At 60.8% G+C, this 23,125-nt stretch carries 21 protein-coding genes; 12 read left to right on the top strand and 9 right to left on the bottom strand.

Annotation, left to right across the window (positions count from 1 at the left end; all coding sequences use genetic code 11):
* Nucleotides 1–6: 6 nt before the first annotated feature.
* From dxs to CAQUA_RS04935, 3 genes are all read right to left on the bottom strand, one after another.
* A complete protein-coding gene (dxs, locus tag CAQUA_RS04945) occupies nt 7–1,944 on the bottom strand; it encodes a 1-deoxy-D-xylulose-5-phosphate synthase (protein WP_196824251.1) in 1,938 nt (645 codons plus the stop codon).
* Between the two features lie 103 nt (nt 1,945–2,047).
* Entirely contained in the window at nt 2,048–3,304 is a 1,257-nt protein-coding gene (locus CAQUA_RS04940) for a class I SAM-dependent RNA methyltransferase (RefSeq protein ID WP_196824252.1), read from the bottom strand.
* Between the two features lie 3 nt (nt 3,305–3,307).
* Nucleotides 3,308–4,204, bottom strand: a complete 897-nt coding sequence (locus tag CAQUA_RS04935) for a DUF3710 domain-containing protein (RefSeq protein WP_231375411.1) — start codon at nt 4,202–4,204, stop codon at nt 3,308–3,310.
* A 669-nt stretch (nt 4,205–4,873) separates the two neighbouring features.
* Here CAQUA_RS04935 and CAQUA_RS04930 point away from each other — a divergent pair.
* From CAQUA_RS04930 to CAQUA_RS11195, 4 genes are all read left to right on the top strand, one after another.
* Nucleotides 4,874–7,684, top strand: a complete 2,811-nt coding sequence (locus tag CAQUA_RS04930) for a DNA methyltransferase (RefSeq protein ID WP_196825584.1) — start codon at nt 4,874–4,876, stop codon at nt 7,682–7,684.
* A gap of 108 nt (nt 7,685–7,792) precedes the next feature.
* The gene (locus CAQUA_RS04925; RefSeq protein ID WP_196824253.1) at nt 7,793–7,981 is read left to right on the top strand and encodes a hypothetical protein; all 189 of its coding nucleotides are present in this window, start codon (nt 7,793–7,795) and stop codon (nt 7,979–7,981) included.
* Nucleotides 7,982–8,151: 170 nt separating this feature from the next.
* Nucleotides 8,152–8,805 (top strand): LysE family translocator, encoded by a 654-nt coding sequence (locus CAQUA_RS04920; protein WP_196824254.1) that lies wholly within the window; start codon nt 8,152–8,154, stop codon nt 8,803–8,805.
* A gap of 195 nt (nt 8,806–9,000) precedes the next feature.
* Nucleotides 9,001–9,087, top strand: a complete 87-nt coding sequence (locus CAQUA_RS11195; protein ID WP_353959143.1) for a helix-turn-helix domain-containing protein — start codon at nt 9,001–9,003, stop codon at nt 9,085–9,087.
* Nucleotides 9,088–9,128: 41 nt separating this feature from the next.
* Here the strand turns inward: CAQUA_RS11195 and CAQUA_RS04915 are convergent, their stop codons facing one another.
* Both CAQUA_RS04915 and dut read right to left on the bottom strand, forming a co-directional pair.
* The gene (locus tag CAQUA_RS04915; protein ID WP_196824256.1) at nt 9,129–9,365 is read right to left on the bottom strand and encodes a hypothetical protein; all 237 of its coding nucleotides are present in this window, start codon (nt 9,363–9,365) and stop codon (nt 9,129–9,131) included.
* A gap of 128 nt (nt 9,366–9,493) precedes the next feature.
* Nucleotides 9,494–9,922, bottom strand: coding sequence for a dUTP diphosphatase (gene dut / locus CAQUA_RS04910; RefSeq protein WP_196825585.1), 429 nt, complete (start codon nt 9,920–9,922; stop codon nt 9,494–9,496).
* A gap of 124 nt (nt 9,923–10,046) precedes the next feature.
* On the opposite strand from dut, the gene CAQUA_RS04905 reads away from it, so the two are divergent.
* Nucleotides 10,047–10,511 (top strand): DUF3093 domain-containing protein, encoded by a 465-nt coding sequence (locus CAQUA_RS04905; RefSeq protein ID WP_196824257.1) that lies wholly within the window; start codon nt 10,047–10,049, stop codon nt 10,509–10,511.
* An 81-nt stretch (nt 10,512–10,592) separates the two neighbouring features.
* On the opposite strand, the gene CAQUA_RS04900 is transcribed toward CAQUA_RS04905, so the two are convergent.
* Nucleotides 10,593–10,886 (bottom strand): DUF4193 domain-containing protein, encoded by a 294-nt coding sequence (locus tag CAQUA_RS04900; RefSeq protein WP_196824258.1) that lies wholly within the window; start codon nt 10,884–10,886, stop codon nt 10,593–10,595.
* 203 nt (nt 10,887–11,089) lie between these two features.
* Between CAQUA_RS04900 and ppgK the strand changes: the two genes are divergently transcribed.
* Together ppgK and CAQUA_RS04890 are read left to right on the top strand one after the other, a co-directional pair.
* A complete protein-coding gene (ppgK, locus tag CAQUA_RS04895; protein ID WP_196824259.1) occupies nt 11,090–11,869 on the top strand; it encodes a polyphosphate--glucose phosphotransferase in 780 nt (259 codons plus the stop codon).
* Nucleotides 11,870–11,974: 105 nt separating this feature from the next.
* Nucleotides 11,975–13,720 (top strand): RNA polymerase sigma factor, encoded by a 1,746-nt coding sequence (locus tag CAQUA_RS04890; protein WP_196824260.1) that lies wholly within the window; start codon nt 11,975–11,977, stop codon nt 13,718–13,720.
* A 536-nt stretch (nt 13,721–14,256) separates the two neighbouring features.
* On the opposite strand, the gene CAQUA_RS04885 is transcribed toward CAQUA_RS04890, so the two are convergent.
* Complete coding sequence (locus CAQUA_RS04885) at nt 14,257–15,996, bottom strand: DEAD/DEAH box helicase (protein ID WP_196825586.1); 1,740 nt, start codon at nt 15,994–15,996, stop codon at nt 14,257–14,259.
* Nucleotides 15,997–16,076: 80 nt separating this feature from the next.
* A complete protein-coding gene (locus CAQUA_RS04880) occupies nt 16,077–16,328 on the bottom strand; it encodes a DUF3039 domain-containing protein (protein WP_231375807.1) in 252 nt (83 codons plus the stop codon).
* A gap of 52 nt (nt 16,329–16,380) precedes the next feature.
* Here CAQUA_RS04880 and CAQUA_RS04875 point away from each other — a divergent pair, with 52 nt between their 5' ends.
* From CAQUA_RS04875 to galE, 5 genes are all read left to right on the top strand, one after another.
* The gene (locus CAQUA_RS04875; protein ID WP_196824262.1) at nt 16,381–16,836 is read left to right on the top strand and encodes a DUF3099 domain-containing protein; all 456 of its coding nucleotides are present in this window, start codon (nt 16,381–16,383) and stop codon (nt 16,834–16,836) included.
* Nucleotides 16,823–18,322 (top strand): N5-glutamine methyltransferase family protein, encoded by a 1,500-nt coding sequence (locus tag CAQUA_RS04870; protein ID WP_196824263.1) that lies wholly within the window; start codon nt 16,823–16,825, stop codon nt 18,320–18,322. Before CAQUA_RS04875 ends, CAQUA_RS04870 begins: the two co-directional genes overlap by 14 nt.
* A gap of 196 nt (nt 18,323–18,518) precedes the next feature.
* Nucleotides 18,519–19,523 carry a sigma-70 family RNA polymerase sigma factor gene (locus CAQUA_RS04865; RefSeq protein WP_196824264.1) on the top strand — a complete coding sequence of 335 codons (1,005 nt, stop codon included), beginning with the start codon at nt 18,519–18,521 and terminating at the stop codon, nt 19,521–19,523.
* Between the two features lie 164 nt (nt 19,524–19,687).
* Nucleotides 19,688–20,485 carry a metal-dependent transcriptional regulator gene (locus CAQUA_RS04860; RefSeq protein WP_196824265.1) on the top strand — a complete coding sequence of 266 codons (798 nt, stop codon included), beginning with the start codon at nt 19,688–19,690 and terminating at the stop codon, nt 20,483–20,485.
* Nucleotides 20,486–20,569: 84 nt separating this feature from the next.
* Nucleotides 20,570–21,526 carry a UDP-glucose 4-epimerase GalE gene (gene galE, locus CAQUA_RS04855; protein ID WP_290178936.1) on the top strand — a complete coding sequence of 319 codons (957 nt, stop codon included), beginning with the start codon at nt 20,570–20,572 and terminating at the stop codon, nt 21,524–21,526.
* A gap of 320 nt (nt 21,527–21,846) precedes the next feature.
* Here the strand turns inward: galE and CAQUA_RS04850 are convergent, their stop codons facing one another.
* Nucleotides 21,847–23,013 (bottom strand): DUF4192 domain-containing protein, encoded by a 1,167-nt coding sequence (locus CAQUA_RS04850; RefSeq protein ID WP_196824267.1) that lies wholly within the window; start codon nt 23,011–23,013, stop codon nt 21,847–21,849.
* Between the last annotated feature and the right edge of the window lie 112 nt (nt 23,014–23,125).

Below are 23,125 nucleotides of genomic sequence, written 5' to 3'. Positions count from 1 at the left end.
GCTGACTTAATCGCCCCAGGCTTCAAGGTTGTCCGCCCACTCACGAATCGACCGGGCGGCGGAAGCCGCGTCCAGTCCGACGGATTCCAGCAGTTCCTCACGCGTGGCGTGGCCCGGGAACACGTCCGGGAACGCGAGGTGACGCAGCGGTGTGTCCACCTCAGCAGCGTGCAGCGCTTCACTTAAGGCTGAGCCGACGCCGCCGCGAATCACGCCGTCTTCGTAGACAACCACCAGATCAGACTCCTGCGCCATGTCCACGAGCTCAGGGTTAATAGGGATGATCCACCGCGGGTCCACCACGGTGACGTTGTAGCCGTCGCCAGCCAGCTCACGCGCGGCAATGACTGCACGGGCGGCAAACTCACCGATACCAACGATGAGGATGCGCCCTTGGTCGTCCACGTCGGCGCCGTCTTCGTCGCCTTCCGTCGCAAAGAGGATGTCGCAGCCGCCAGGCGTGCGCCGTACTTCCGCCACCCCATCTCCCACGTTGCCCTTGGGGAAGCGCACTACAGTCGGGCCGGTCTCCACCGCAATCGCTTCGCGGAATTCTTCCCGCAACCGCTCAGGGTCACGCGGCGCGGCGACGCGAATCCCCGGAACAATCGACGTCAGCGCCATGTCCCACACACCGTTGTGGCTGGCGCCGTCGCTGCCGGTCACGCCGGCGCGATCCAACACCAGAGTCACCGGCTGCTTAATCAGCGCGACGTCCATGAGCAGCTGATCAAAAGCACGGTTGAGGAAGGTGGAGTAAATCGCCACCACCGGGTGCAGTCCGCCGAGCGCTAAGCCGGAGGCGGACGCAACAGCGTGCTGTTCCGCGATGCCTACGTCGAAAAAGCGCGACGGGAACTTCTCCGCAAACGGCGTGAGCCCCGTCGGTCCAGCCATGGCAGCCGTGATCGCCACAATGTCATCGCGCTCGTGCCCGGCGCGGATCAGTTCCTCGGAGAACACCGATGTCCACCCGGGGCGCTTCTCCCCCAGTTCTTCGCCGGTGATCGGGTCGATCACGCCGGTGGAGTGCATCTGGTCTGCGACATTGTTCACCGCGGGCTCAAAGCCGTGGCCTTTCTCCGTTGCCACGTGGACGATGATCGGGCTTTCATACGTCTTGGCGTAGGTGAACGCAGAGATCAGGGCTTTGAGGTTGTGGCCCTCAATGGGACCCACGTATTTCATGCCCAGTTCCTGGAACATCTCCGTGGGCACCACTTGGTGCTTAATCCCGTCTTTGACCGCCTGCAATGCGCCGAACGCGCGCTCACCGACCCAGCCCATGGACTTCAGCGTGCGCTTGCCGTGCTCCATCACCTCGTCGTACGCCGAGTGGATACGGATCTGCGCGATCTGGGAGCGCAAGTTAGTTAGGTTGCGTGCAAAACCACCGATGGTTGGTGAGTAGGAACGACCGTTGTCGTTGACCACGATCACCACGTTGCGGTCGGCTTCAGCGATGTTGTTCAGCGCTTCCCAGCACATACCGCCGGTGAGCGCACCGTCGCCCACGACGGCCACGACGTTGCGGTCCGCTTTGCCCTGCAAAACATTGGCCTTTGAGAGCCCGTCCGCATAAGCAAGCGCGGCTGAGGCGTGGGAGGATTCCGTCCAGTCATGCTCGGATTCGGCGCGGCTGGTGTACCCCGACAACCCGTCTTTTTGCCGCAAGGTGTCAAACTGGCCAGCGCGTCCGGTGAGGATCTTGTGCACGTAAGACTGGTGCGACGTGTCAAAGATCAGCGGATCTTTGGGGGAATTGAACACATGGTGCAACGCGATGGTCAGTTCCACGACGCCAAGGTTCGGACCCAAGTGGCCACCAGTAGCAGAGACCTTTTCCACCAAGAACTCGCGGATGTCTGCGGCTAGAAGCTCCATGTCTTCGACCGACATCTTCTTGACGTCAGCCGGAAGGTCCAGATCTTCAAGCGTGCTCACAAGTCCTCCGGTCAGTTGTGGGTTCGTAGTTACGTTCGTGTCTGGGGTGCATGTGGGGCTTAAGGCCACCGCGTGCGCTTCTGAATAATTCTACACGGCACCTTTAGGCGGGCCGAAGGTTTGCAAGCACTTCAAAGTGGTGCGTCCCTGGGAAGGCATCCACCAGCACCATGTCTTTGACCCGGTAGCCCATCTGCCCCCAGGAGCTCAAATCCCGTGAGAACGTCGCAGGGTCACAGCCGATGTGGATCACCTGCTCCGGTTTCGCGCTCGCGATCGCCTCCACTACCTCATGCCCAGCGCCGATGCGCGGCGGGTCAAGCACCACGACCCCCGGCTGCGGCAGCGAGGCAAGACCCGTCTCCACGCGGGAGTTCACCACCTCCGGGTGGAACGGTTCGAGCCCAGGTTGTTCCATCCGCGTTGCGGATTCAGAGAAGTCGACGCTCACCACCCGCCCGTCGCTACCCAGCGCCGTACCGATCGCCGGTATAAATGCGCCCACGCCGCCGTAGAGGTCCCACCCCACGGGCGATGCGTAGTCTCCGCTCACCCAGTCTTCGATGATGAAGGAGTACGCCTGCGGCGCGGCGGCGTGCGCTTGCCAGAACGCGGTCGCGGGAAATTCAAAGGTATAGGTCTCCCCGTTGAGCGTCTGGATCTCCTCCGTGACCACACCGCTGCCTTCAACCACCGTGTCCATGCGCTCAACGCGTTTACCGCGCTGCGCCCGCCGCGTTTCCACCACATGACGCTCGCCGCGCGAATCCATCACTGCGATAACTTCAGAACCTGGGCTGAACCTGCGCGCACCCTCACCGACGAGCCCCTCGAGGAGCCCATCTACCACCTGCGTACACGCATGGTCAGTGAGAATCTGGTTGCTGCGCGCTCGCCGCAACCCCGCCTTGCCGCTCGCATCCACGCCCAAACGCACGCGCGTGCGCCAGCCAAAGTGCGGCTCCAGCGCCACAATGCTCACCTCAGAAGAGTCAAAGCCATCGAGCACACCGCTTATCGACGACCGGCCCCCCACCTGCCCCATCAAAATCGCGCGCTTGAGAGCAGGCTGCGTTTCCGGTGCGATATAGGAATAGTCACAGCATCCTGCCCCGGCTCGTGCCGCGGGGCAGGCAACATCGACGCGATCGGGCGAAGGTTTCACAACCTCGAGGGTTTCCGCGCGCGCCCAGCGCACCTTCACCTTGCTCAGCCGGGCCTTAACGGTATCCCCAGGAATCGCACCGGAGACGAACACGACACGCCCGTCAGGCGCATGCGCAATCGCCTCCCCACCATGCGCCATCGATGTGGGGCTGAGCGTTAGAACCTCACGCGGAGTTAAACGCGAACTGCTCATCGCTTAGTTCGTCTCACCATCTTCCGCCGCGCCCTGTGGACCATCTTGTCCTGCATGCTCCTGCTGCGCCTGTGCCTCCGCCATCGCCTGCTGCAACTGCGCAGCCAGCTCTGCTGGCAGCTGCACCGGCAGCGCCTCACCAGCGAGCACCGGGGTATTGCCACGGTAGACAAACGAGCGCGCCACCATCTCACGGCCAAGGCGAGCCATGTTCTCCGCTTCCGCATCCGGCGCAGCCAGCGTCACGCGGTACATCCAGCGCGGACCCTCCACACCGATAATGCGGATCACACCACCGTCGCCCTGGCCCACGATCTCACGGCCCCAGGGGCCGAGCTCAAAGACCGCCGGCATGCCGTCGTTACGCATGCCCTCCGCGATCTCCTCAGACGCGGATTCCCACAGGCCACCAGAGTTCGGCGAAGCGAACGCCACCGGAGTAACGCGACCGTGGCGGGTAATCACGTGGAGCATCCGCGGGCCTTCCTCAGCCATCTCTACCTGCACCTGCGAGTCCTGCGGCAGCGGGATCTGGATCGAACCCAGGTTGAGAACGCTCACCGCGAAATCCGTGAAGTCAAAGTCATTAATATCCACGTTGTCACCGTCGAACGGGCCCGTGTTGCCGCCCACGGCATCATGTGGAATCACCGCCTCAGCCTCGTGTCCAGCCTCTGCGACCCCGCTGTCGTCGCTGTCATCTTTAGATTCCGTTGCCGATTCAACCGCGGGCTCGCCAACAACCATCGTGTCCGCGTCGCTTCGCTGAGAATCCTCAGTGCGAAGTTCCGCTTCATTTTTGACTACGTCTGCCGCTTCACCCGTCAAACCCTTCGCGGAATCAGTATCGGGCTGCGCCGGGGCGTTCTTGTTCTTCTTTCCAAATGGCCACAGTGCCATGTGGGTCACCTCTTCTAACTTCTATCGTCTGCTTTATCAAAATCTGCTTTATCAACAACGGTACGCCAGTTCAGCGCGCACCGGCTCGAACCAACTGCTTGTGCTGTCAAAGCGCTCGTCACAATGGGACGCCGGGGCGGGCAGCAAGCTGCCCAACGGTGGAAGACCGACCCAGACGGGGACTATGCCACTTCTCAGAGAGAGAAAAGCTTGAAACGTCTAGTAAGAAGCGCTCTCGAACAGCTAAAGGTAAGCGGTTCACGATCGCTGGGTGGTTCCTAAGCTATGAAGCAGAAACAGGCACATGGCCAACTATCCCGGAAGCCATGACTGAGTTCGGCGTTTCCCGGCAGACAGTAAGTAGGGCACTGTGAAGTGCCGGAATTGAGCTCCCGCGAGGTGCCCGCAGGCGCTCTTAAATAAATGTGCCACTTCGTAAGCAATATACGGTTCCCCTGCGGTCGCAGTCTGGGCAGTAAGCACCTGCTGGTGTTTACAAACTCGGGATACGAAGCGAACCGTCGTTTTTGATTTGAACGCTTTGAGTTACGCCCCGAGACTGAGCTAAAAACTGGACAGGCCATAAGCGAGCGCACTCCTTTTGAGGTTGGGTCGGCTTATGGTGAGTAGGTGACTTCTGCAACAGCTCCCCGCCTTGACCGCGCCACGATGCGCCGGAATCTCGACCAATTCAAAGCCCGCTGGCGCACCCGCCTAGACGAGTGGCAGTCGGTCGGTCAGGGAGCGATTGAGAAGAAATACGCGCAATCATTCTGGGCGGAACTCTTCGAGTGCTTCGCAATCACGGCATCGCGCATGGATCTGTTCGAACAAGACGCGCTGCGCGCCTCCACAGGACAATCCGGCTACATCGACTTGTTCTGGCCAGGTGTTGTGATCGGCGAAGCCAAAAAGCCCGGCGTCGATCTCCAGGTCGCCGTCGACCAGGCCCGAGACTATCTCCTCGGCGGCACAATCAAAGACGCCGAGCAGCCCCGCTACATCATCGCCAGCGACTTCGAATCCTTCCGACTCCTGCGCTTGGGCGACCCGGAGAAACGCTTCGACGTCACCTTCCCGCTCGGTGAGGTCACCGACCATGTGGACGAGTTGAAGTTCCTTGCCGGCTACAGCGACGACACCACCCGCGAGGAACAAGCAGAAGCCTCCATCCAGGCATCGCAACTCATGGCTGACCTCTTCACCGCAATGGTGGGCGACGAAGTGGACGAGAATGTCGGCGATGAAGCTCCGACCAACCGGGAGGACGAGGACGCCGCGATTCAAGAAACCTCGATGTACCTCACCCGCCTGCTGTTCCTCCTCTTCGGAGACGATGCAGGCCTGTGGGAGCAGGACTTGTTCTACCGGTTCGTGCTGGAGCACACCAACAGCGAAAACCTCGGTAGCCAGCTCGCCGCCCTGTTTGAGGTGCTCAACACCCCGGAGTCGGCCAGGCGTCGTGTCCCTGACTCGCTGGCGCGGTTCCCGTATGTCAACGGCACGATTTTCGCCGAATCCATGCCGACGCAGTTCTTCACCCCAGACATGCGCGACGCCTTGCTGAACGCCTGCCGTTTCCAGTGGACCCAGATCAGCCCAGCAATCTTCGGGTCGATGTTCCAACTGGTGAAGTCGAAAGAAGCCCGCCGAGGCGACGGTGAGCACTACACCTCCGAGAAGAACATTCTGAAAACTATTGGCCCGCTGTTCCTAGACGAGCTGCGCGCTGAAGCTGACCGGCTTATCGCTGCGAAGTCCACGCCGGTGGCGAAGCTGCGCCAGTTCCGCGACAGTCTGGCCGACATGGTGTTCTGCGACCCTGCCTGCGGCTCCGGCAACTTCCTCATCGTTGCCTACCGCGAACTGCGACGAATCGAAACCGACGTCATCGTGGCTATCCGCGAGCGCGAAGGACAGATCGGCATGGCGCTGGATATTTCGTGGGAGCAGAAGCTGTCCATTAGCCAGTTCCACGGCATCGAGCTGAACTGGTGGCCCGCACGCATCGCTGAAACCGCAATGTTCCTAGTCGACCACCAGGCAAACCGTGAACTGGCCGACCGAGTGGGCCTAGCTCCGGAGCGGTTGCCGATCACCATGACCGCCCACATCGTCCATACCAATGCCTTGGCCGTGGACTGGCGCGAGGTCATGCCGGAAACAACTGGCATGACCTATGTCTTCGGTAACCCGCCGTTCATTGGGGCGAGGATGAAGAATGCTGATCAAAAAGCAGATCTAGCGCGCGTATGGGGTAAGGCCAAAGGAATAAACAACCTTGACTACGTGTCTGGCTGGCATGCGCAGGCTATGACTTTGTTTGCCGAGCGGCGGGGCGAGTTCGCCTATGTCACAACTAACTCCATCACCCAAGGGCAAGGTGCTGCTTACTTATTCGGTCCTCTTCAAGAAGCTTCATGGCGGATTAAGTTCGCTCACCGCACATTCCAGTGGGATTCAGAAGCACCCGGTAAAGCTGCCGTGCACTGCGTGATCGTGGGATTCACGCGCGACCGCGGTGTCAAGCAACGTCTGTGGGACTACCCAGACATTCGCGGTGAAGGCGTCGAGCAGAATATCGAACAGGGAATCAACGCCTATTTGATCGACGGGCCTTTCGTTCTTGTAGAAAGCAGATCTCTTACGCTTTCTACTGAAATTCCGCCGGCGCGTTTCGGAAGTATGGCTAATGACGGCGGGAACCTTGTAGTGGATTCCGATGACTATCCCGAAGTTTTAGCGGATCACGTAGCCGCAAAGTACCTCCGGCCGTTCAAGGGATCGTACGAACTACTGCGTAAATCCGACCGGTGGTGTCTGTGGATGGCAGATGACTTTGATCCGTTAGACATTGATAAATCGCCAGTTCTGCGAGATCGGATCAATGCAGTCATGAAAATTCGCTCCGCATCCAAACGCGCTGCGACGGCGGCTCTAGCACGCACCCCTCACCTGTTTGGGGAGATTCGACAACCTGCAACGGATTATCTTTTTATCCCCTCCGTGGTTAGTGAGAATCGGATGTACTTCACGGCAGAGCAAATGTCGGTAGAGACAATCGCTAGCAATCTGGCGTTCACAGTCGAAGATCCGACTGGTCTGTCGTTCTCCCTTGTTTCTTCTTCGATGTTCATTACGTGGCAGCGAACGGTCGGTGGGCGGTTAAAATCTGATCTTCGCTTCTCTGCATCAGTCGTTTGGAACACGTTCCCCGTCCCTGAACTAGATGAGAAGACGCGGCAGCGGATCATTGATGCTGGCGAAAAAATCCTATGGGCGCGCAACCTAAACCCGGACCGGTCGCTGGCGGAACACTACAACCCGCTGGCGATGGATCCCGCTCTGGTCAAGGCTCATGACGAGTTGGACCGAGAAGTAGACAAAGCCTTCGGCGCACCACGCAAACTGACTACTGAGCGTCAGCGCCAGGAACTACTGTTCGCCAACTACTCCAAACTCACTAAGGACGCGCAGTAGCGGTTAATCAAACTGTTTCCGACTGGAAACGAAAAGCGATGGTGTGCAGGCGGGGTCTCGGCGACACTAGGTGAAACACTGTCTTTGCTTGCGAAAGGGTGATTGTTTGTGAACCGTAACCAATCCGTCCCGATGATGATCGTCTCGGCGGTCATCTTCATCGCCATGCTGTTCTTCCTCGACGCACCGTTCTTCAAGACGCCACCCGGCCTCTACTTGTGGTGGGTGATCGTGATCGGCGCAGCCGTGATCACGATCGTGCTCCTGGTGCGCGAGGTCGGGAACAAGAAGAACTAACGCCGACCCTCGGCGGCTCCCGCGTTTTCGGATGGTGCGAGATGGATGGATGCATTTGAAGACCCGTGTGCGGCGCGCTACTAAAGTGGCGACTCGGGCCATATTCGGATTAGTTGCCTGACCGGAGTGGCTGTCACATCAGTGCAGGGCAGCCGGGGTTTAGGAGAGCAATGTTATTCGGAGATTTTCTCGCTTTAATTGGCGTGTTCGCGGCTGCGGTAGCGGTTCCCGGGCCTGATGTTGTACAGATTATCCGTTTCAGTGTGAAATCCCGGGCCGCTGGAGTGGCTTGTGCTACGGGAATCATGGCGGGGTATGCAGTCTGGATCGCTGCATCGTTGCTGGGATTAAGTGCCCTTATGCAAGCTGCTCCCCAACTGCTTGCAGTCCTGCAACTGGTTGGCGGTGCCTACCTTCTCTATATGGGGTTTGGTGCGGTGCGTGGCGGACTTCGAGCCTGGCGATCGGGTGAGTCGGCGGCACTCCCTGCGGATCTCCATGATCAGTCAGTCGAAACGCGCAAGGCTTTTGGGGTTGGGATGGCAACGAACCTGTCGAACCCTAAGTCGGTCCTGTTTTTTGGAGCAGTATTCGCTCAGTTCGTGAAACCCGATATGGGCGCAGAGTGGATGCTGCTGATCCTCGTCACTCTCTTTGTTGTGGGCTTCGTGATGTCGGCTGGTTTTGCTCTTCTTGTTGATGTCTTTTCCAGTTTCCTATCCCGCTACGGCCACTTTGTTGATATGGGTACAGGCTCGATCTTCATCGTGTTAGCTCTTTGGATGCTTGGAGAGGGCACCGCCAGCTTGGCATCGCCTCGCTAGTGCTGAAGGGGAGCCGCGGCCAATTGGCTCCCGCGTTTTGCCTGTTTTTGCGTGTGCGTTGGGGTACACCCTAAAGCGACGTGCCACGAAGCGGAGTTTTTCTCTAGGGTTCCTGCGGATTCGGAGACGATTTCAGCGTTTCGGGCTAGTGTGGCGCAGGTATAATGACCCTAAAGCTTCACTGTGGCTCGCGAGATGAAGGCGGCTGGAATGACAGTGACTGCGATCGCCCAGCACTTCGGTGTCCATCGCTCCACGATTCATCGAGCGTTCCAAGACTAAGGGCTACCTCTCCCCCGCTGGGTGCCGGAGGTTCAACGCGATTAATTCATTTCGTACTTGGAATCAGGGTCAGGGAGTGGGGTCGTATCCCCGTTGTAGAGGCGCACTTCTCTCGCTTCGTGCTCAGCCATCTTGTTCTCCCAGCCGTCAGCAACATAGCCAAGCACCCCGATGCTGACCATTACTACGAATCCCACGGGAACCCAGACGAAGCAGAGTTTGATTGCTTGCCCTAAGTAGAACAGGGGTGCCTTTCTGCTGATCCCCAACAGTGCCATGAGGCCAATGATGACGATGAAGCCTCATCAGTAGACGTCTGCCGCGAATCCAGGCTGACTTAAAAAGCTCGTTCCGGTGACCACGCTTCTCCCCTTTCGACAACGCGTGTTTGTCTAATGGTCTTTGCCTAATGCACGCCGGAGGATCCGTAGCCCCCCTCGCCGCGGACAGTCTCATCCAGCTCATCTACCACGACGAATTCGGGCAGCTCCACTTTCTGGACAACCAGCTGCGCAATACGCATACCGCGGGTGATCTCAATCGGAGTTTCCCGATCGGTGTTGAGCAAGCAAACCTTAATCTCTCCGCGGTAATCAGCGTCGATGGTGCCAGGCGTATTCAGCACCGTGAGGCCCTGTTTAAACGCCAACCCGGAACGCGGGTGTACCAAGCCCACCATGCCTAAAGGAAGCGCTATCGCGATACCGGTTCCTACCAGAGCACGCTCGCCGGGCTGCAACGTAATGTCCTCCGCCGCGCGCAAATCCACGCCCGCATCACCACGGTGGGCACGCTCCGGGGTAGGTACATCCGGGTCAAGCTTGCGCAACGCAATCTGCGTAACCGCGTGGTCAACGGCGCTTTCGGCCGCGGTCAATGATGAATCATTAGCTGGGGTAGTCACGGCACCACCCTACGCGACTACAACATCTGTATGACCGTTGCCTAACATTGTGTGCGTGGGTGAAGTTGAAATTCTCTACAAAGAGCGCCAATGGGTGCCGTGGTACTGGTGGCTATTCGCCATCGCGTTTGCTGCGCTGCTTGGCGCACAAATGGGAAACAACCGTGGCATTGCATACTTCATCGGGGCGTTTGCGATTTCTGCAGCGCTACTCGGCTGGTTCCTCTACTCGCTTTCTTCTACAGAAATCGCAGTTGAACGGGACGCAGATGGCACCCGCTGGCTCGTGATCGGTGAATCCAACCTGCCCAACACGGTTGTCTCACGCAGCATGGCCGTCCCGTACTCCGCAAAGCAAAGCGCGCTCGGCCCCCAGCTTGACCCCGCCGCCTACCTGGTCCACCACTCGTGGGTCGCCGAAATGGTTCTCTTGGTCTTGGACGACCCCGAAGATCCGACCCCATACTGGCTCGTGTCCAGTAAAAACCCGGAGGCGTTACTCAAAGCCTTCGTCGGGTAGCTCACGCCACAATCTGCCGCCAACCGTAGGTCAGCGCGCGAAGCGCGCCCGTCGTCAAGCAACGTGGCGCGCGAATATCAGCTACTCGCAGTCGAGGCAGATCTTCGAGCCATCGTCTTCAACGCGAGCGAGACGCTTGTTCTTCTGCACCAAGAAGCACGACGCGCAGGTGAACTCATCCTCCTGGCGCGGAACGACGGTCACGTTGAGCTCCTCACCGGTGAGATCCACTGTCGGCGGCTCGAAAGAATCAACGACCTCCCCGTCGTCATCCATGCTGCTTCCCGCTGCTTCCTCGGCTTTGAGGCCGTCGAGGGAATCAGTCTCAATTTCATCATCCAGACGGCGACGCGGCGCATCGTAGTCGGTAGCCAAGGCTTCTCCTTTTAGATCACTAGTGTGTGGGCAAACCCCACGCTCTGCGTGAGGCAACAATGCCGCACAGATCACGATTGTTCGACGCGATATTAGAACACGTTGCCGCGTTGCGCCATCTACACCACGCACTAAATTTTCCCCGGGCCTAAATGGACCGACTTTTCGCACCACAACCATGCGCTTGTTTGTAGACTCGAGCCATGGCTACAACCGACACTGAGCACGATCTTTCCCATTTCGGCCTGGGTATTGACATCGGTGGTTCCGGCGTCAAAGGCGCAATCGTTGACTACCGGACGGGCGAGTTCGCCAGCGAGCGCATCAAGATTGCTACCCCCTCCCCCGCAACGCCTGAGGCTGTCGCCGCCGTGGTCAGTGAGATCGTTCGCGGCCACAACTGGGACGGCCCCGTTGGCATCTGCCTGCCCTCAGTGGTTGTGAACCAGGTGGCACGCACGGCCGCGAACATCGACAAATCGTGGATCGGTACCGACGTTCACGATCTCTTCACAAACGCCCTTGGGGGCACGAACGTCGCCGTGCTGAACGACGCGGATGCGGCGGGCCTGGCCGAAGTCTCCTTCGGCGACGAAACCGCCCGCAGCGGCGCAGTCCTCTTCCTCACCTTCGGCACAGGCATCGGCTCCGCATTTCTTGCCGACGGTGTGCTTTTCCCCAACACCGAACTCGGCCACATGATGATCGGCGACAAAGAAGCCGAACACCTTGCATCCTCCGCCGCCAAAGACCGTGAGGAACTCAGCTACAAGAAATGGGCAAAACGGGTTAACAAGGTTCTCGCCGAGTACGAGCGCCTCTTCAACCCCGCTGCCTTCGTCGTCGGCGGCGGCATCTCCCGCAACTCCGACAAATGGGTGCCACTGTTAACAATTGACACCCCAGTCGTCCCCGCGAAACTGCGCAACCGCGCCGGCATCGTCGGCGCCGCAATGGCCGCCCGCTCACTCATCCAGCCTTAAGGGCCGCCTTCGAGCGTCGATTAATGGCACTGCGGGAATTCGTTGTATCCTGAGCTGTTGTATTCTGGGGAGTCATTGATTTAACGAGACAGCGAAAGGTCATTCGTGGCAGCGAAGACATCTTCTAGCACGAGCAACTCTGCATCCGGCACAAACGCCAATTCTGCATCGAGCACCGACGCTGCAGCTAGCACCGCATCAAACGGCACTAGCGCAGCGAAGAAGCCTGCGCGCAAGACCGCCGCCCGCACAACCGCGCGGAAGACAACGGCCGCCAAGTCCACCGGCACCAAGTCCACCGGTACCAAGACCACCGGCACCAAGTCCACTGGTACCAAGACCACCGGCACGCGCTCCGCTGCCGCCAAGAAGACTGCTGCCAAGAAGACCGCGGCAACCAAAACTGCTGCAGCCAAGACCACAGGCGCAAAGAGCACTGGTACCAAGTCCACCGGTACCAAGACCACCGGTACACGCACGGCTGCCGCTAAGAAAACCACCGCAGCCAAGGCGCCAGCGAAGAAGACAGTCCGCAAAACCGCAGCAAAGAAGACGGTACGCAAAACTGCTGCGCAAAAGGCTGCGGAGGCTCAGGCTGAGAACGAGGATTCCGTAGAGCCTGAAACCGACGAGGATTCCACCAACGAGGACCTCGACCGTGACACCGACATCCTCGACGACGATCTTGACGCCGACCTGGAAGACGAGGATGACTTCGACCCTGACCTCGATGATTCCTTGGAGGACGAGCTCTCTGACAGCGACGAGTTCGACTCCGACCTCGAGGATGAGGATGAAGAGGAGAAATCCTCCGATGAGGACGACGACGAGGAGGAAGAGGACTCCTCTTCTGTCTGGGACATCGAAGAATCTGCAGCGCTGCGCCAGGCCCGCAAGGACGCCCAGCTCACTGCATCCGCGGACTCGGTGCGTGCGTACCTCAAGCAGATCGGTAAGGTCGCACTGCTCGATGCGGAACAGGAAGTGTCCCTGGCTAAGCGCATCGAGGCTGGCCTTTACGCCCAGCACCGTTTGGACGAGATGCAGCGTGCAGCTGAGGCAGGCGACAAAGACGCCAAACTCACACCGGCTGTGAAACGCGATCTTCGCGCCGTCGCGCGTGACGGACGCAAGGCGAAGGATCACCTTCTTGAGGCGAACCTGCGCCTCGTGGTGTCCCTGGCCAAGCGTTACACCGGCCGCGGCATGGCTTTCCTCGACCTCATTCAGGAGGGCAACCTTGGTCTGATCCGCGCCGTCGAAAAGTTCGACTACTCCAAGGGCTACAAGTTCTCCACCTATGCAACGTGGTGGATCCGCCAGGCGATTACCCGCGCGATGGCTGACCAGGCCCGCACGATTCGTATCCCAGTCCACATGGTAGAGGTCATCAACAAGCTCGGCCGCATCCAGCGTGAGCTGCTCCAGGACCTCGGCCGCGAGCCAACGCCGACCGAGCTAGCCAAGGAAATGGACATCACCGAGGAAAAGGTCCTCGAGATCCAGCAATACGCGCGCGAGCCTATCTCCCTTGACCAAACCATCGGCGATGAGGGCGACAGCCAGCTCGGCGACTTCATCGAGGACTCCGAGGCAGTCGTTGCAGTGGATGCCGTGTCGTTCACACTGCTGCAGGACCAGCTCCAGGATGTTCTGCACACCTTGTCCGAGCGTGAGGCCGGCGTTGTGCGCTTGCGCTTCGGGCTTACCGACGGCATGCCCCGCACCCTCGACGAAATCGGCCAAGTATACGGAGTCACCCGCGAGCGCATCCGCCAGATCGAGTCGAAGACAATGTCCAAACTGCGCCACCCGTCCCGCTCGCAGGTGCTGCGCGACTACTTGGACTAACCCCAAGGTCTCCCCACCCCTAGGATTTTCCGTCCCGGGGGTTTCCTATTGCCCTTCCCGCGCGGCTCCTGCGGTGGATACGTCGTCAGCCAGCCACTGGTCCTGACGATGTTGACATCAGTGACGCATCGACATATTCCTGAGCCGCCATACACCAAGGTCATAAACATTCAACGTTGTGCATGGGTGGCAGCGGTGTCAACATCATCAGCCAACCACTGGTCCTGACGATGTTGACATCAGTGACGCATCGACATATTCCTGAGCCGCCATACACCAAGGTCATAAACATTCAACTGCGCGCATGGGTGGCAGCGGTGTCAACATCGTCAGCCAGCCACTGGCCCTGACGATGATGACATCAGTGACGCATCGACATATTCCTGTGCCGCCATACACCAAGGTCAAAAACATTCAACATTGTGCATAGGTGGCAGGGGTGTCAACATCGTCAGGACGGGCAGCTGTCGGGTGGAGCCAGCCGGGGACGAAGGAGCGGGCTAAGGGCCGGGACGACCGAAGATGGAAGGGTTGTGTTACCAATTGCGCAGGTAGGCGATGCGTTCGCGGAGCTGCTCCGCGTTGCAGAGTGCAGTTGGGGGTCCGCCGCAGGCTTTGCGGACTTCGTTGTGGATTGCACCATGAGGACGGCCGCTACTGGAAGCGGCTATGGCCACGCGCGCGTTGAGCTCGGAGCGAAGAGCCGGAATGTTGTCGACGGCGGGGTCGTTGGAGGGGGCGCCAGGGGTGAAGGCGGTTGAGCCGGCGGTGCCGGGGGCGGCTGCGCCGGGGGTGGCGGTGCCGGACCCTGGGGTGATGGTGTGGGGTGTGCCGGGGTGCGCGGCGGCAGCGGCGGCACCGGCGGCACCGGCAGCGGCGGCGGCGCGGGCATCGAGTTGCTCGGACTGGCGCTTTTGCAGAAGGGTTTTTACCTGGTCGGCGTCGAGGAGGCCGGGAAGGCCTAGGTAATCCTGTTCTTCTTCGGTGCCGGCGAAGGTGGCGGTGCCGTAGGTGGAGCCGTCGAAGATCAGGGAATCGAGTTCGGCGGAGGCACCGATGGCTTGGTAGTTGGGTTCGGCGTCGGGTTCGTTTTGTTCCCGGTTGGCTTGCTCGATGAGTTCGTCGGACCAGCCTTCGGGACGGTCTGGTTTGCCCAGGACGTGGTCGCGCGAGGTTTCCATTTCCTCGGCTAGGCGTAGCAAAACGGGCACGGAGGGCAGGAAGATAGACGCCGATTCGCCGGGGCGGCGTGACCGAACGAAACGGCCGATGGCCTGGGCGAAAAATAGCGGCGTCGAGGCGGAAGTGGCATATACGCCCACGGAGAGGCGGGGCACGTCCACCCCTTCGGAGACCATGCGCACGGCCACCATCCACTCGTCGGTGGAAGCGGAGAAGTCGTCGATGCGCTTGGAGGCCCCGACTTCGTCGCTAAGCACTGTGGTGACGGGGGTGGAGCTGATCTGCGACAGCAAGCGTGCGTACGCGCGGGCGGTGGTTTTGTCGGTGGCGATAACCAGGCCACCGGCATCCGGCACGTGGGCGCGGACTTTCTGAAGGCGCGTGTGGGCGGCGGTGAGCACGGCCTTCATCCAATCGCCTTTGGGGTCCAGTGCGGTGCGCCAGGCGCGGGCGGTTTGTTCGGCGTTGAGTGGCTCGCCTAAGCGGGCGGCGTACTCCTCACCCGCGGAATCGCGCCACTGGGCCTCCCCCGAGTAGGCAAGGAACACCACGGGTCGCACGACTTTGTCTTTCAACGCTTCCGCGTAGCCGTAGGTGTAGTCGGAGCGGGACACCAAATGCCCCTCCCCGTCCTCTTCGTACCGGACAAAGGGGATCGCTGAATCGTCCGAGCGAAACGGCGTGCCGGTCAGAGCTAAACGGTGTTCCACGTCGCCGTATGCCTCGCGTACGCCGTCGCCCCAGCTTTTTGCATCACCGGCGTGGTGGATCTCATCCAGGATCACTAGCGTGCGGCGGGCTTGGGCGACCGCGTGGTGTTTGAAGGGGTGCATTCCCACCTGGGCGTAGGTGACCACGATCCCGTCGTAGGCAGGGTTGACGGCGGATGCGTTGGTGAACTTTGGGTCAAGCATGAGGCCAAAGTTGGCCGCGGCGCCTGCCCACTGGATTTTGAGGTGTTCAGTAGGCACGACCACGATGACGCGCTCCACCACGCGCTGCGCCACCAGTTGCGACGCCAGTGTTAGCGCGAACGTGGTTTTACCGGCGCCCGGGGTCGCCACGGCCATGAAGTCTCGCGGCGTGGAGGCCATGAATAAATCAAGGGCCTCCTGCTGCCATTGGCGTAGAGAAGGCCCAGCGGACCCGTTAGTCGGCCCGGATGGGGTTGAGGTCACCGGCGACGCAGCCCCTTGTAGATTCGCTCACAGTCCGGGCAGACCGGCGATCCGGGCTTGGCCTGCTTGGTCACGGGAAACGTCTCTCCACACAGTGCAACAACCATTTTTCCGCTCACCGCGGAGTCAACGATCTGGTCTTTTTTCACGTAGTGGAAGAACTTCGGGGTGCCGTCATCCGTGGTTGAATCTTCGCGGATGTCGGGCCGTTCAATCGTTGTGGTGGATGGCGTAGTCACGGGGTCCATCATGCCCTATTGGTTAGCCCTAGGCCTAGCCACAGGTCTACGCTTGTGAGTTATGGCGGCATCACGGGAGTTCACGGGAGATTTGGAGCACGACCCGGTCGAGTCCCGCCCGCACCGCCGCATGAGCTTGCGCAAGCGCTCGAGCGAACTCATCACAGACGCGCGTCAGGCGCCGGGTCAAAGCCGCCAGTCGCGGCAGAGGAAGTACTTGTTCTGGCAGGGCGTGCGCGTGCCGCTGATCATTTTGTCCATTGCGTGCATCATGATCTGGAACAACTGGTGGCTTGGCGCGTTGTTCTTCTCCATTTCGATCCCGCTGCCGTGGATTTCGGTGGTCATCGCCAATGGTCAAGGCGAAAAGCGGGACAAGCGCACGAAGAATGTCTACAAGCCCGCGGTCGCGCGGCAGCAGATGGCGGCGGAGCTCGAGGCCGCCCGTGCGCGTGCGATCGACTCGCCGTCGAGCACCCACCCCGAGGGTACGATCGACCATTATGAGGACGAGTAGCCCCCTGCCCAACGCCGCGCGCGAGCTAGCTTCCTACCTGGTCGCGGAGGGTTTCACCGCCGATTCCATCGCCGCCCACCTCGGCCCCGACGCCACCGCGGCGCTCTACCGCGGGGAGCCCGGCGTGGTTAAGCACTCGCTGCGCGATGACTCGACGCTTTCGCGCCTCATCGCGTTTTTCATCCTCCGCGAGCCCACGCCCGTCAGTCAGCTCGCGGATGTTCCGCACCTAGAGCACTTTTCGCTTATCGACGACTCCCTCGCCCGCCCCGCCTTCGACATCCGCCCCCACGTCATCGCTGGACAGGAACATCTGGTGATCTCGGACTTGGATGCATCGATGACAGATATCGTCCCCGGCCCTGACCACGTCTTGGGGGTCGGCGCTGCTAGCTTGTCGCTTCTGTCGGCGACCCCGCTGTCCCCTGCCCGGCGCGTGTTGGACCTGGGCACTGGGTCGGGCGTGCAGGCGCTCGCGCAGGCACGCGTCGCCGAGTCGGTGATCGCCACCGATGTGCACCCGCGCGCGATTGAACTGGCTGAGGCGACCATGGCTGCCAACGGCGTGACCAACGTCGAGCTGCGCCAGGGCAGCTGGTTCGAACCGGTGGCGGGAGAGACCTTTGACAGGATCGTGGCCAATCCCCCATTCGTCGTGGGTCTGCCGGACGTCGGTCACGTCTACCGGGACTCTGGGTTGAACCTGGACGACGCCAGTGCGCTGGTGGTAAGCACAGCCCCGGAGTACCTCGATGAGGGCGGCACCGCCTTCATCTTGGCCTCGTGGATCCACACTGCTGACAGCCCGTGGGAGAACCGGGTTGCGTCGTGGGTTCCGTCGTCAAGCGTGAGCGCGTGGGTCTGCCAGCGTGACGTGGTGGACCCTGGGATGTACGTCTCCACGTGGTTGAAGGATGAAAGCATTGACCTGCGCAGCCCCGAGGGAATCGAGCGGACCCAGCGGTGGCTTGACCACTTTGAGGAAGCCGGCGTCACGGGGATTGGCTTCGGCTGGGTGTTCCTCCGCGCGATTGGGGACGAACCGTCTGAGGTCTACACCAACGATCTCTCCCACCCGTTCACCGATCCGCTGGGGCCAGAGGTTGAGGATTTCTTCACGCGCGTCGGGTGGCTGCGTGGCGTCAATGCGACGGACATGCTTTCAGCCCGTTACGCAGTGCGCCCTGGCGTGGCGTTGGAGGACATTTCGCTTAGCGACGAAACCTCCGGCATGGGATTTGCCCCGACCGTAAAACGACTCACCCGGACCGAAGGACCGCGCTTTAGCCGCGAGGTAGATGACGCACTCGCTGCGATCGTTTCCGGGCTTCACCCCAATGGGCTCCCCCTGGAAGATGTGGTGGAGCTGTGGGGATGCGCACACGATGCCGTGAGTGACACTGGAACTCTTGCACTCCAGGCCACAGAAGCTCTAGCAGACCTCATACGTCACGGCTTTATCATCCCGGATGACCTGCTGAAATAACGATTTGGCAAGATAAGTACGGAATAACTACCGAACCTACTCGGCGGTGGGAACAAACTGATAGTGTTCCGCGTTAGAAGGTTGTTAGCGGTTACTCATACGGGGACCGCGCGGCTTAAAAGGTGTAGAAGGTCCGGACGGTCTCAACAGCCGAATCGAACCGGACGGCTCTGTGAATGATTGTAGGAGGCCTCATATGACTCAACCGGATGTGAATCCAGTGGCAGGCGCTGAGGAAGCCGAGGAAAAAGTAGATCCTGGCTCACGCCGCAATCAGACGAATGACAACCCGTCCGCGGACTTGGTCCGTGTGTACCTCAACGGCATCGGCAAGACCGCCCTGCTCAACGCCGAGGAAGAGGTAGAACTGGCCCAAACCATTGAGGTGGGCCTCTACGCCCAACACCTGCTGGATGATCCGGACACGCACCTGACCCGCGCGAAAAAGCGTGACCTGAAGATCTTGGCCAAGCAAGGCCGTAAAGCACGCGCCCACCTGCTTGAGGCGAACCTGCGCCTGGTGGTTTCTTTGGCCAAGCGCTACACCGGCCGCGGCATGCCGCTGCTGGACCTCATCCAGGAAGGGAACCTGGGCCTGATCCGCGCCATGGAGAAGTTCGATTACGCAAAGGGCTTTAAGTTCTCCACCTACGCAACCTGGTGGATCCGCCAGGCAATCACCCGCGGTATGGCCGACCAGTCCCGCACGATCCGCCTCCCAGTCCACCTCGTGGAGCAGGTGAACAAGCTCTCCCGCATCCGCCGCGAGATGTACCAGTCCCTTGGCCGCGAACCCACGAACGAGGAACTGGCCGAGGAATCCGGCATCGAAGAGTCCAAGATTGAAATGCTCCTGCGCCAGTCCCGCGACCCAGTGAGCTTGGACATGCCGGTCGGCGCCGATGAGGAGGCCCCGCTGGGTGACTTCATCGAAGACGCTGAGGCCGCCGACGCCGAGGATGCAGTTGTCTCCGTCCTGCGCCACGATGACATCCACGACATCATCAACGGCCTTGAGCAACGCGAACAGGACGTGATCCGCCTGCGCTACGGTCTCGACGACGGCGTGCCGCGCACACTCGACCAGATCGGACGCGAGTTCGGCCTGTCCCGCGAGCGCGTCCGCCAAATCGAACGCGAAGTGATGAGCAAACTGCGCGTCGGCGAACGCGCAGACCGCCTCCGCGACTACGCAATGTAATCCCGCGGGGCCGTTCTTCCGTACCCGAGACTCCCTCCCTACAGCGGAGGGTCAACCGTTCGGTGGATCTTTCCTCTTTGGACCACCGCAACTCCACGGCATGCGGATACCATATATGTCGTTTAACCCGATATCGCCCCCAGAACCGAATGAGGAGTACCACTGTGAGAGATCTCGTTGACACTACTGAGATGTACCTCCGCACGGTTTATGAGCTCGAAGAAGAGGGCATCATCCCTCTCCGCGCCCGCATCGCCGAGCGCCTCGACCAATCCGGCCCCACCGTCTCCCAGACCGTGGCGCGCATGGAACGCGACGGCCTCATCGTCGTCGAGCGCGACCGCTCCCTGTCGCTGACGGAACGCGGCCGCGAAGTCGCCACCGCAGTCATGCGCAAACATCGCCTCGCAGAGCGCTTGCTTACCGACGTTTTGAAGATGGACATCACCAAAGTCCACGCCGAGGCATGCCGGTGGGAACACGTCATGAGCGACGAGGTTGAGCGCCGCGTCGTGGCCGTTCTCGATGACCCGACCCGCTCCCCCTTCGGCAACCCGATCCCGGGGTTGAACGATCTGCAATCGAGCGTGCCCGGCGCCGCCAGCGAGAACGGCGGCGCCGGCGAGGCAAACGCCGCCAGCGGGAACAGTGCCGCCGGCGAGGCAGACGCCGGCGGCGAGATCGGTGCCGCGGACGGCAGTCACGCAACGCCGGAGAATCTCGGCCAGCGCGTCAGCGACTTGGATTTGAGCCAGCCGGTTCGCGCAACGATCGTCCAGATCAACGAGATCCTGCAGCTCGACTCCGAGCAGTACACCTCCATCTCACGCCTAGGCTTCCACCTTGGACTAACAGTCACCATCGACGAGGATGAGCGCGGCATGATCCGCCTCGCCTCCGACGATGGCCACGAAATCGAGCTGTCCCACGATCTGGCGCACGCAATCCGCGTATCGTCGTAAAGCGTGAGTGATTCTGCAACGCCTTCTGCTAACCAGCCTTCCACCGACTCCCCCGCATCTGCTGGGGAGCCGAAAAAACTCGTCGTGACCGGCGGCGCCGGCTACGTCGGTAGCGTGTGTACGAAGGTCTTGGTGGACCTTGGCCACGATGTCACGGTTGTGGATGATTTCTCCACCGGTAACCGCGACGCTGTCGCTCCCGGCGCGACGTTGGTTGAGGGCCACATCCGCGACGTCATCGATGACGTCCTAGCCCCCACCAATGGCGACGCAGTCGACGGCGTCATCCACTTCGCGGCTCGTTCCCTTGTTGGCGAGTCCGTCGACGTCCCCCACGAGTACTGGCGCGACAACTTCGAAACGTCGTTGTTCTTGCTCAACTCCATGCGTACCCACGGCGTGAACTCGCTGGTGTTTTCCTCGACCGCAGCAACATACGGCGAGCCTGAGCAAGTCCCGATCACCGAGGACACCCCGACTCGCCCAACGAACCCCTACGGCGCAACGAAACTAGCGATCGATTACGCGATCACGTCCTACTGCAACGCCTATGGTCTTGGCGCCACGAGCCTGCGCTACTTCAACGTCGCCGGCGCCTACGGCGGCTTCGGCGAGCGCCACGCCACCGAGACACACCTGATCCCGATCGTCCTCCAGGTCGCCCTGGGCCAGCGGGACTCCATCTCCATGTTCGGCGACGACTGGCCAACACCGGATGGCACCTGCATTCGCGATTACATCCACATCCGCGATCTAGCTGACGCCCACGTACTCGCACTCGAGGCAAACACCCCGGGCCGGCACGCAATTTACAATCTCGGGTCCGGCTCCGGTTATTCGGTCCGCGAGGTCGTGGAAACGTGCCGCGAAGTCACCGGCCACGAGATCCCCGCTGTCGTCGCCCCGCGCCGCGCCGGCGACCCGGCGGTTCTCATCGCGTCTTCAGAACGCATCAAGAACGAGCTCGGCTGGAACCCCACGCGCACCGACATCACGACGATCGTGCGCGACGCCTGGGATTTCGCCCAGCACCACGCCTAGCCCCGCCTCACCTCACCCCGCCGCCGGACCCCGCCGCCGCAGCGCCACTGACGATGCTGACCATTCTGGCCCCCACGCGGCCCTGAAACCCCAGGTCGGCGTCCGGGAGGTGTCAGCATCGTCAGGATTCCTCGCCGCCGGTCCATTCCGTCGCGCCCCGCCGCGCCTCTGCGCGTCGCGGCTGACGATGCTGACCATTCTGGCCCCGGCGCGGCTCTAAAATCCCAGGTCGGCGACCGGGATGTGTCAACATCGTCAGGATTCCGCGGTGCTGAGGGGCGCGGAGCTACGTCGGGGCGGAGCTATTTCGGGGCGGGGTGCTACTTCGGGGCGGGGTGTTGCTCCACCACGCTGTTGAAGAACTCCTCGCAAGTTTGCACGATGACATCGATCATGTCCTGGGCATTCGAGACGCTCAGGATTTGAAGCATGATCGCGGACATGGAGTGCGTCGGCTCTTCATCCTGGACTGTTGTCAGCGCTGCAATCGCCCAGGAATTGAGTCCGCGGGCGAACGCAATCATGGCCCAGATTGTCAGTGCGTTGGCACGGATAGTCCCGGAAAAGGTTCGCCCGATGGACAGTAGTACGCCCGCGGCGGTTTCCGGGTTTTTCAAGCACGGGGCAATGAGGCAATCGCGCAAACCGGGAGTGGATAAAAGCGCGGCGATGAGAACCACCTCGGATTCCTGCTCAAACACGTCGCCGAGGTAGAACTCCTCATCCGGTGCGATAACGGGGTGGGCCTCGCCGCGGGTGAGGATCGCGCAGGCATCGTCGATGGCGCCGCGCGCGCCGGCACGGCGACCCTCGATGCGCTCCCACAGAATACCGGCGTGCCGGTTGGCCAGCTTGCTCAGCTGATCCACGTCGCGGCGCGTCTCCGAGTCCAGCGTGTGCGGTTCGAAATAGGACAAAGCCTCTTCCCTGTCAGCGGCAGGCAACGCGCCCTCTTTCAGGAATGGTTTCATCGTCGGTGAGGACACGATGGAGGCGACGACGCCGTTGGACCAGCCGTCGATAAGCGTGTGCTCATGGCCGAGCGATTCGAACAAGATGGTGTAGGGCGTGCCGGTAGCTACCTCAGAAAGGTGCCAGCATGCGTCGATGACCGCGCGGCCGTTGATGCGAAGATCCTCCAGCTCCTGCATGGCGTCGCGCGCGAGATCCGAGTTGGGAATCCGCGTGATTACGAAGCCGTAGAAGGCGGTGCAATTCTTCGCGCCAAGCTTGGTCACCGCGGACGTAGCGGAGCTCGCATGCACGAGGTCTGCCCGCATCACGGGCCCAACCAGGTAGGCGCCGGGCGCGCGCGGGTTTTCTTCAAGGCCGACGATCACCACGGATTCCGTGGGGTAAAACCCCAAAATTCCGGGCAACGAGGCAATCAAATCGGCGGGGCCAGTGAGGAAATCGATGGGACGGGTGGTTTCAGTGAATTTTCTTCTCATATCCATTGGACTCAAAAACTGGCGTCCAGGTTCCATCGAAGAGCGAAAAATTTTCGCACCAGTTGGCTCCGCGTGGGAGTTTCCGCGGTGAGGGACGGGGGCCACTAAGGTGGTGGGGAATGAAAACCTCCGCCGCGGGGTTGGAACT

The sequence above is a fragment of the Corynebacterium aquatimens genome (assembly GCF_030408395.1).
Taxonomy (GTDB): Bacteria; Actinomycetota; Actinomycetes; order Mycobacteriales; family Mycobacteriaceae; genus Corynebacterium; species Corynebacterium aquatimens.
This window is presented reverse-complemented; position numbering and strand designations above follow the sequence as displayed.

Excerpts from the sequence above, each read along its gene's own strand:
- CAQUA_RS04915 (WP_196824256.1), bottom strand. The coding sequence starts at position 9,365 with ATGGCACTGTTGGGGATCAGCAGAAAGGCACCCCTGTTCTACTTAGGG.
- CAQUA_RS04935 (WP_231375411.1), bottom strand. The coding sequence starts at position 4,204 with ATGGCACTGTGGCCATTTGGAAAGAAGAACAAGAACGCCCCGGCGCAG.
- CAQUA_RS04940 (WP_196824252.1), bottom strand. The coding sequence starts at position 3,304 with ATGAGCAGTTCGCGTTTAACTCCGCGTGAGGTTCTAACGCTCAGCCCC.
- CAQUA_RS04865 (WP_196824264.1), top strand. The coding sequence starts at position 18,519 with ATGACTCAACCGGATGTGAATCCAGTGGCAGGCGCTGAGGAAGCCGAG.
- ppgK (WP_196824259.1), top strand. The coding sequence starts at position 11,090 with ATGGCTACAACCGACACTGAGCACGATCTTTCCCATTTCGGCCTGGGT.
- CAQUA_RS04930 (WP_196825584.1), top strand. The coding sequence starts at position 4,874 with ATGCGCCGGAATCTCGACCAATTCAAAGCCCGCTGGCGCACCCGCCTA.
- CAQUA_RS04875 (WP_196824262.1), top strand. The coding sequence starts at position 16,381 with ATGGCGGCATCACGGGAGTTCACGGGAGATTTGGAGCACGACCCGGTC.
- CAQUA_RS11195 (WP_353959143.1), top strand. The coding sequence starts at position 9,001 with ATGAAGGCGGCTGGAATGACAGTGACTGCGATCGCCCAGCACTTCGGT.
- CAQUA_RS04920 (WP_196824254.1), top strand. The coding sequence starts at position 8,152 with ATGTTATTCGGAGATTTTCTCGCTTTAATTGGCGTGTTCGCGGCTGCG.
- CAQUA_RS04870 (WP_196824263.1), top strand. The coding sequence starts at position 16,823 with ATGAGGACGAGTAGCCCCCTGCCCAACGCCGCGCGCGAGCTAGCTTCC.
- CAQUA_RS04850 (WP_196824267.1), bottom strand. The coding sequence starts at position 23,013 with ATGGAACCTGGACGCCAGTTTTTGAGTCCAATGGATATGAGAAGAAAA.
- CAQUA_RS04885 (WP_196825586.1), bottom strand. The coding sequence starts at position 15,996 with ATGGCCTCCACGCCGCGAGACTTCATGGCCGTGGCGACCCCGGGCGCC.
- CAQUA_RS04880 (WP_231375807.1), bottom strand. The coding sequence starts at position 16,328 with ATGGACCCCGTGACTACGCCATCCACCACAACGATTGAACGGCCCGAC.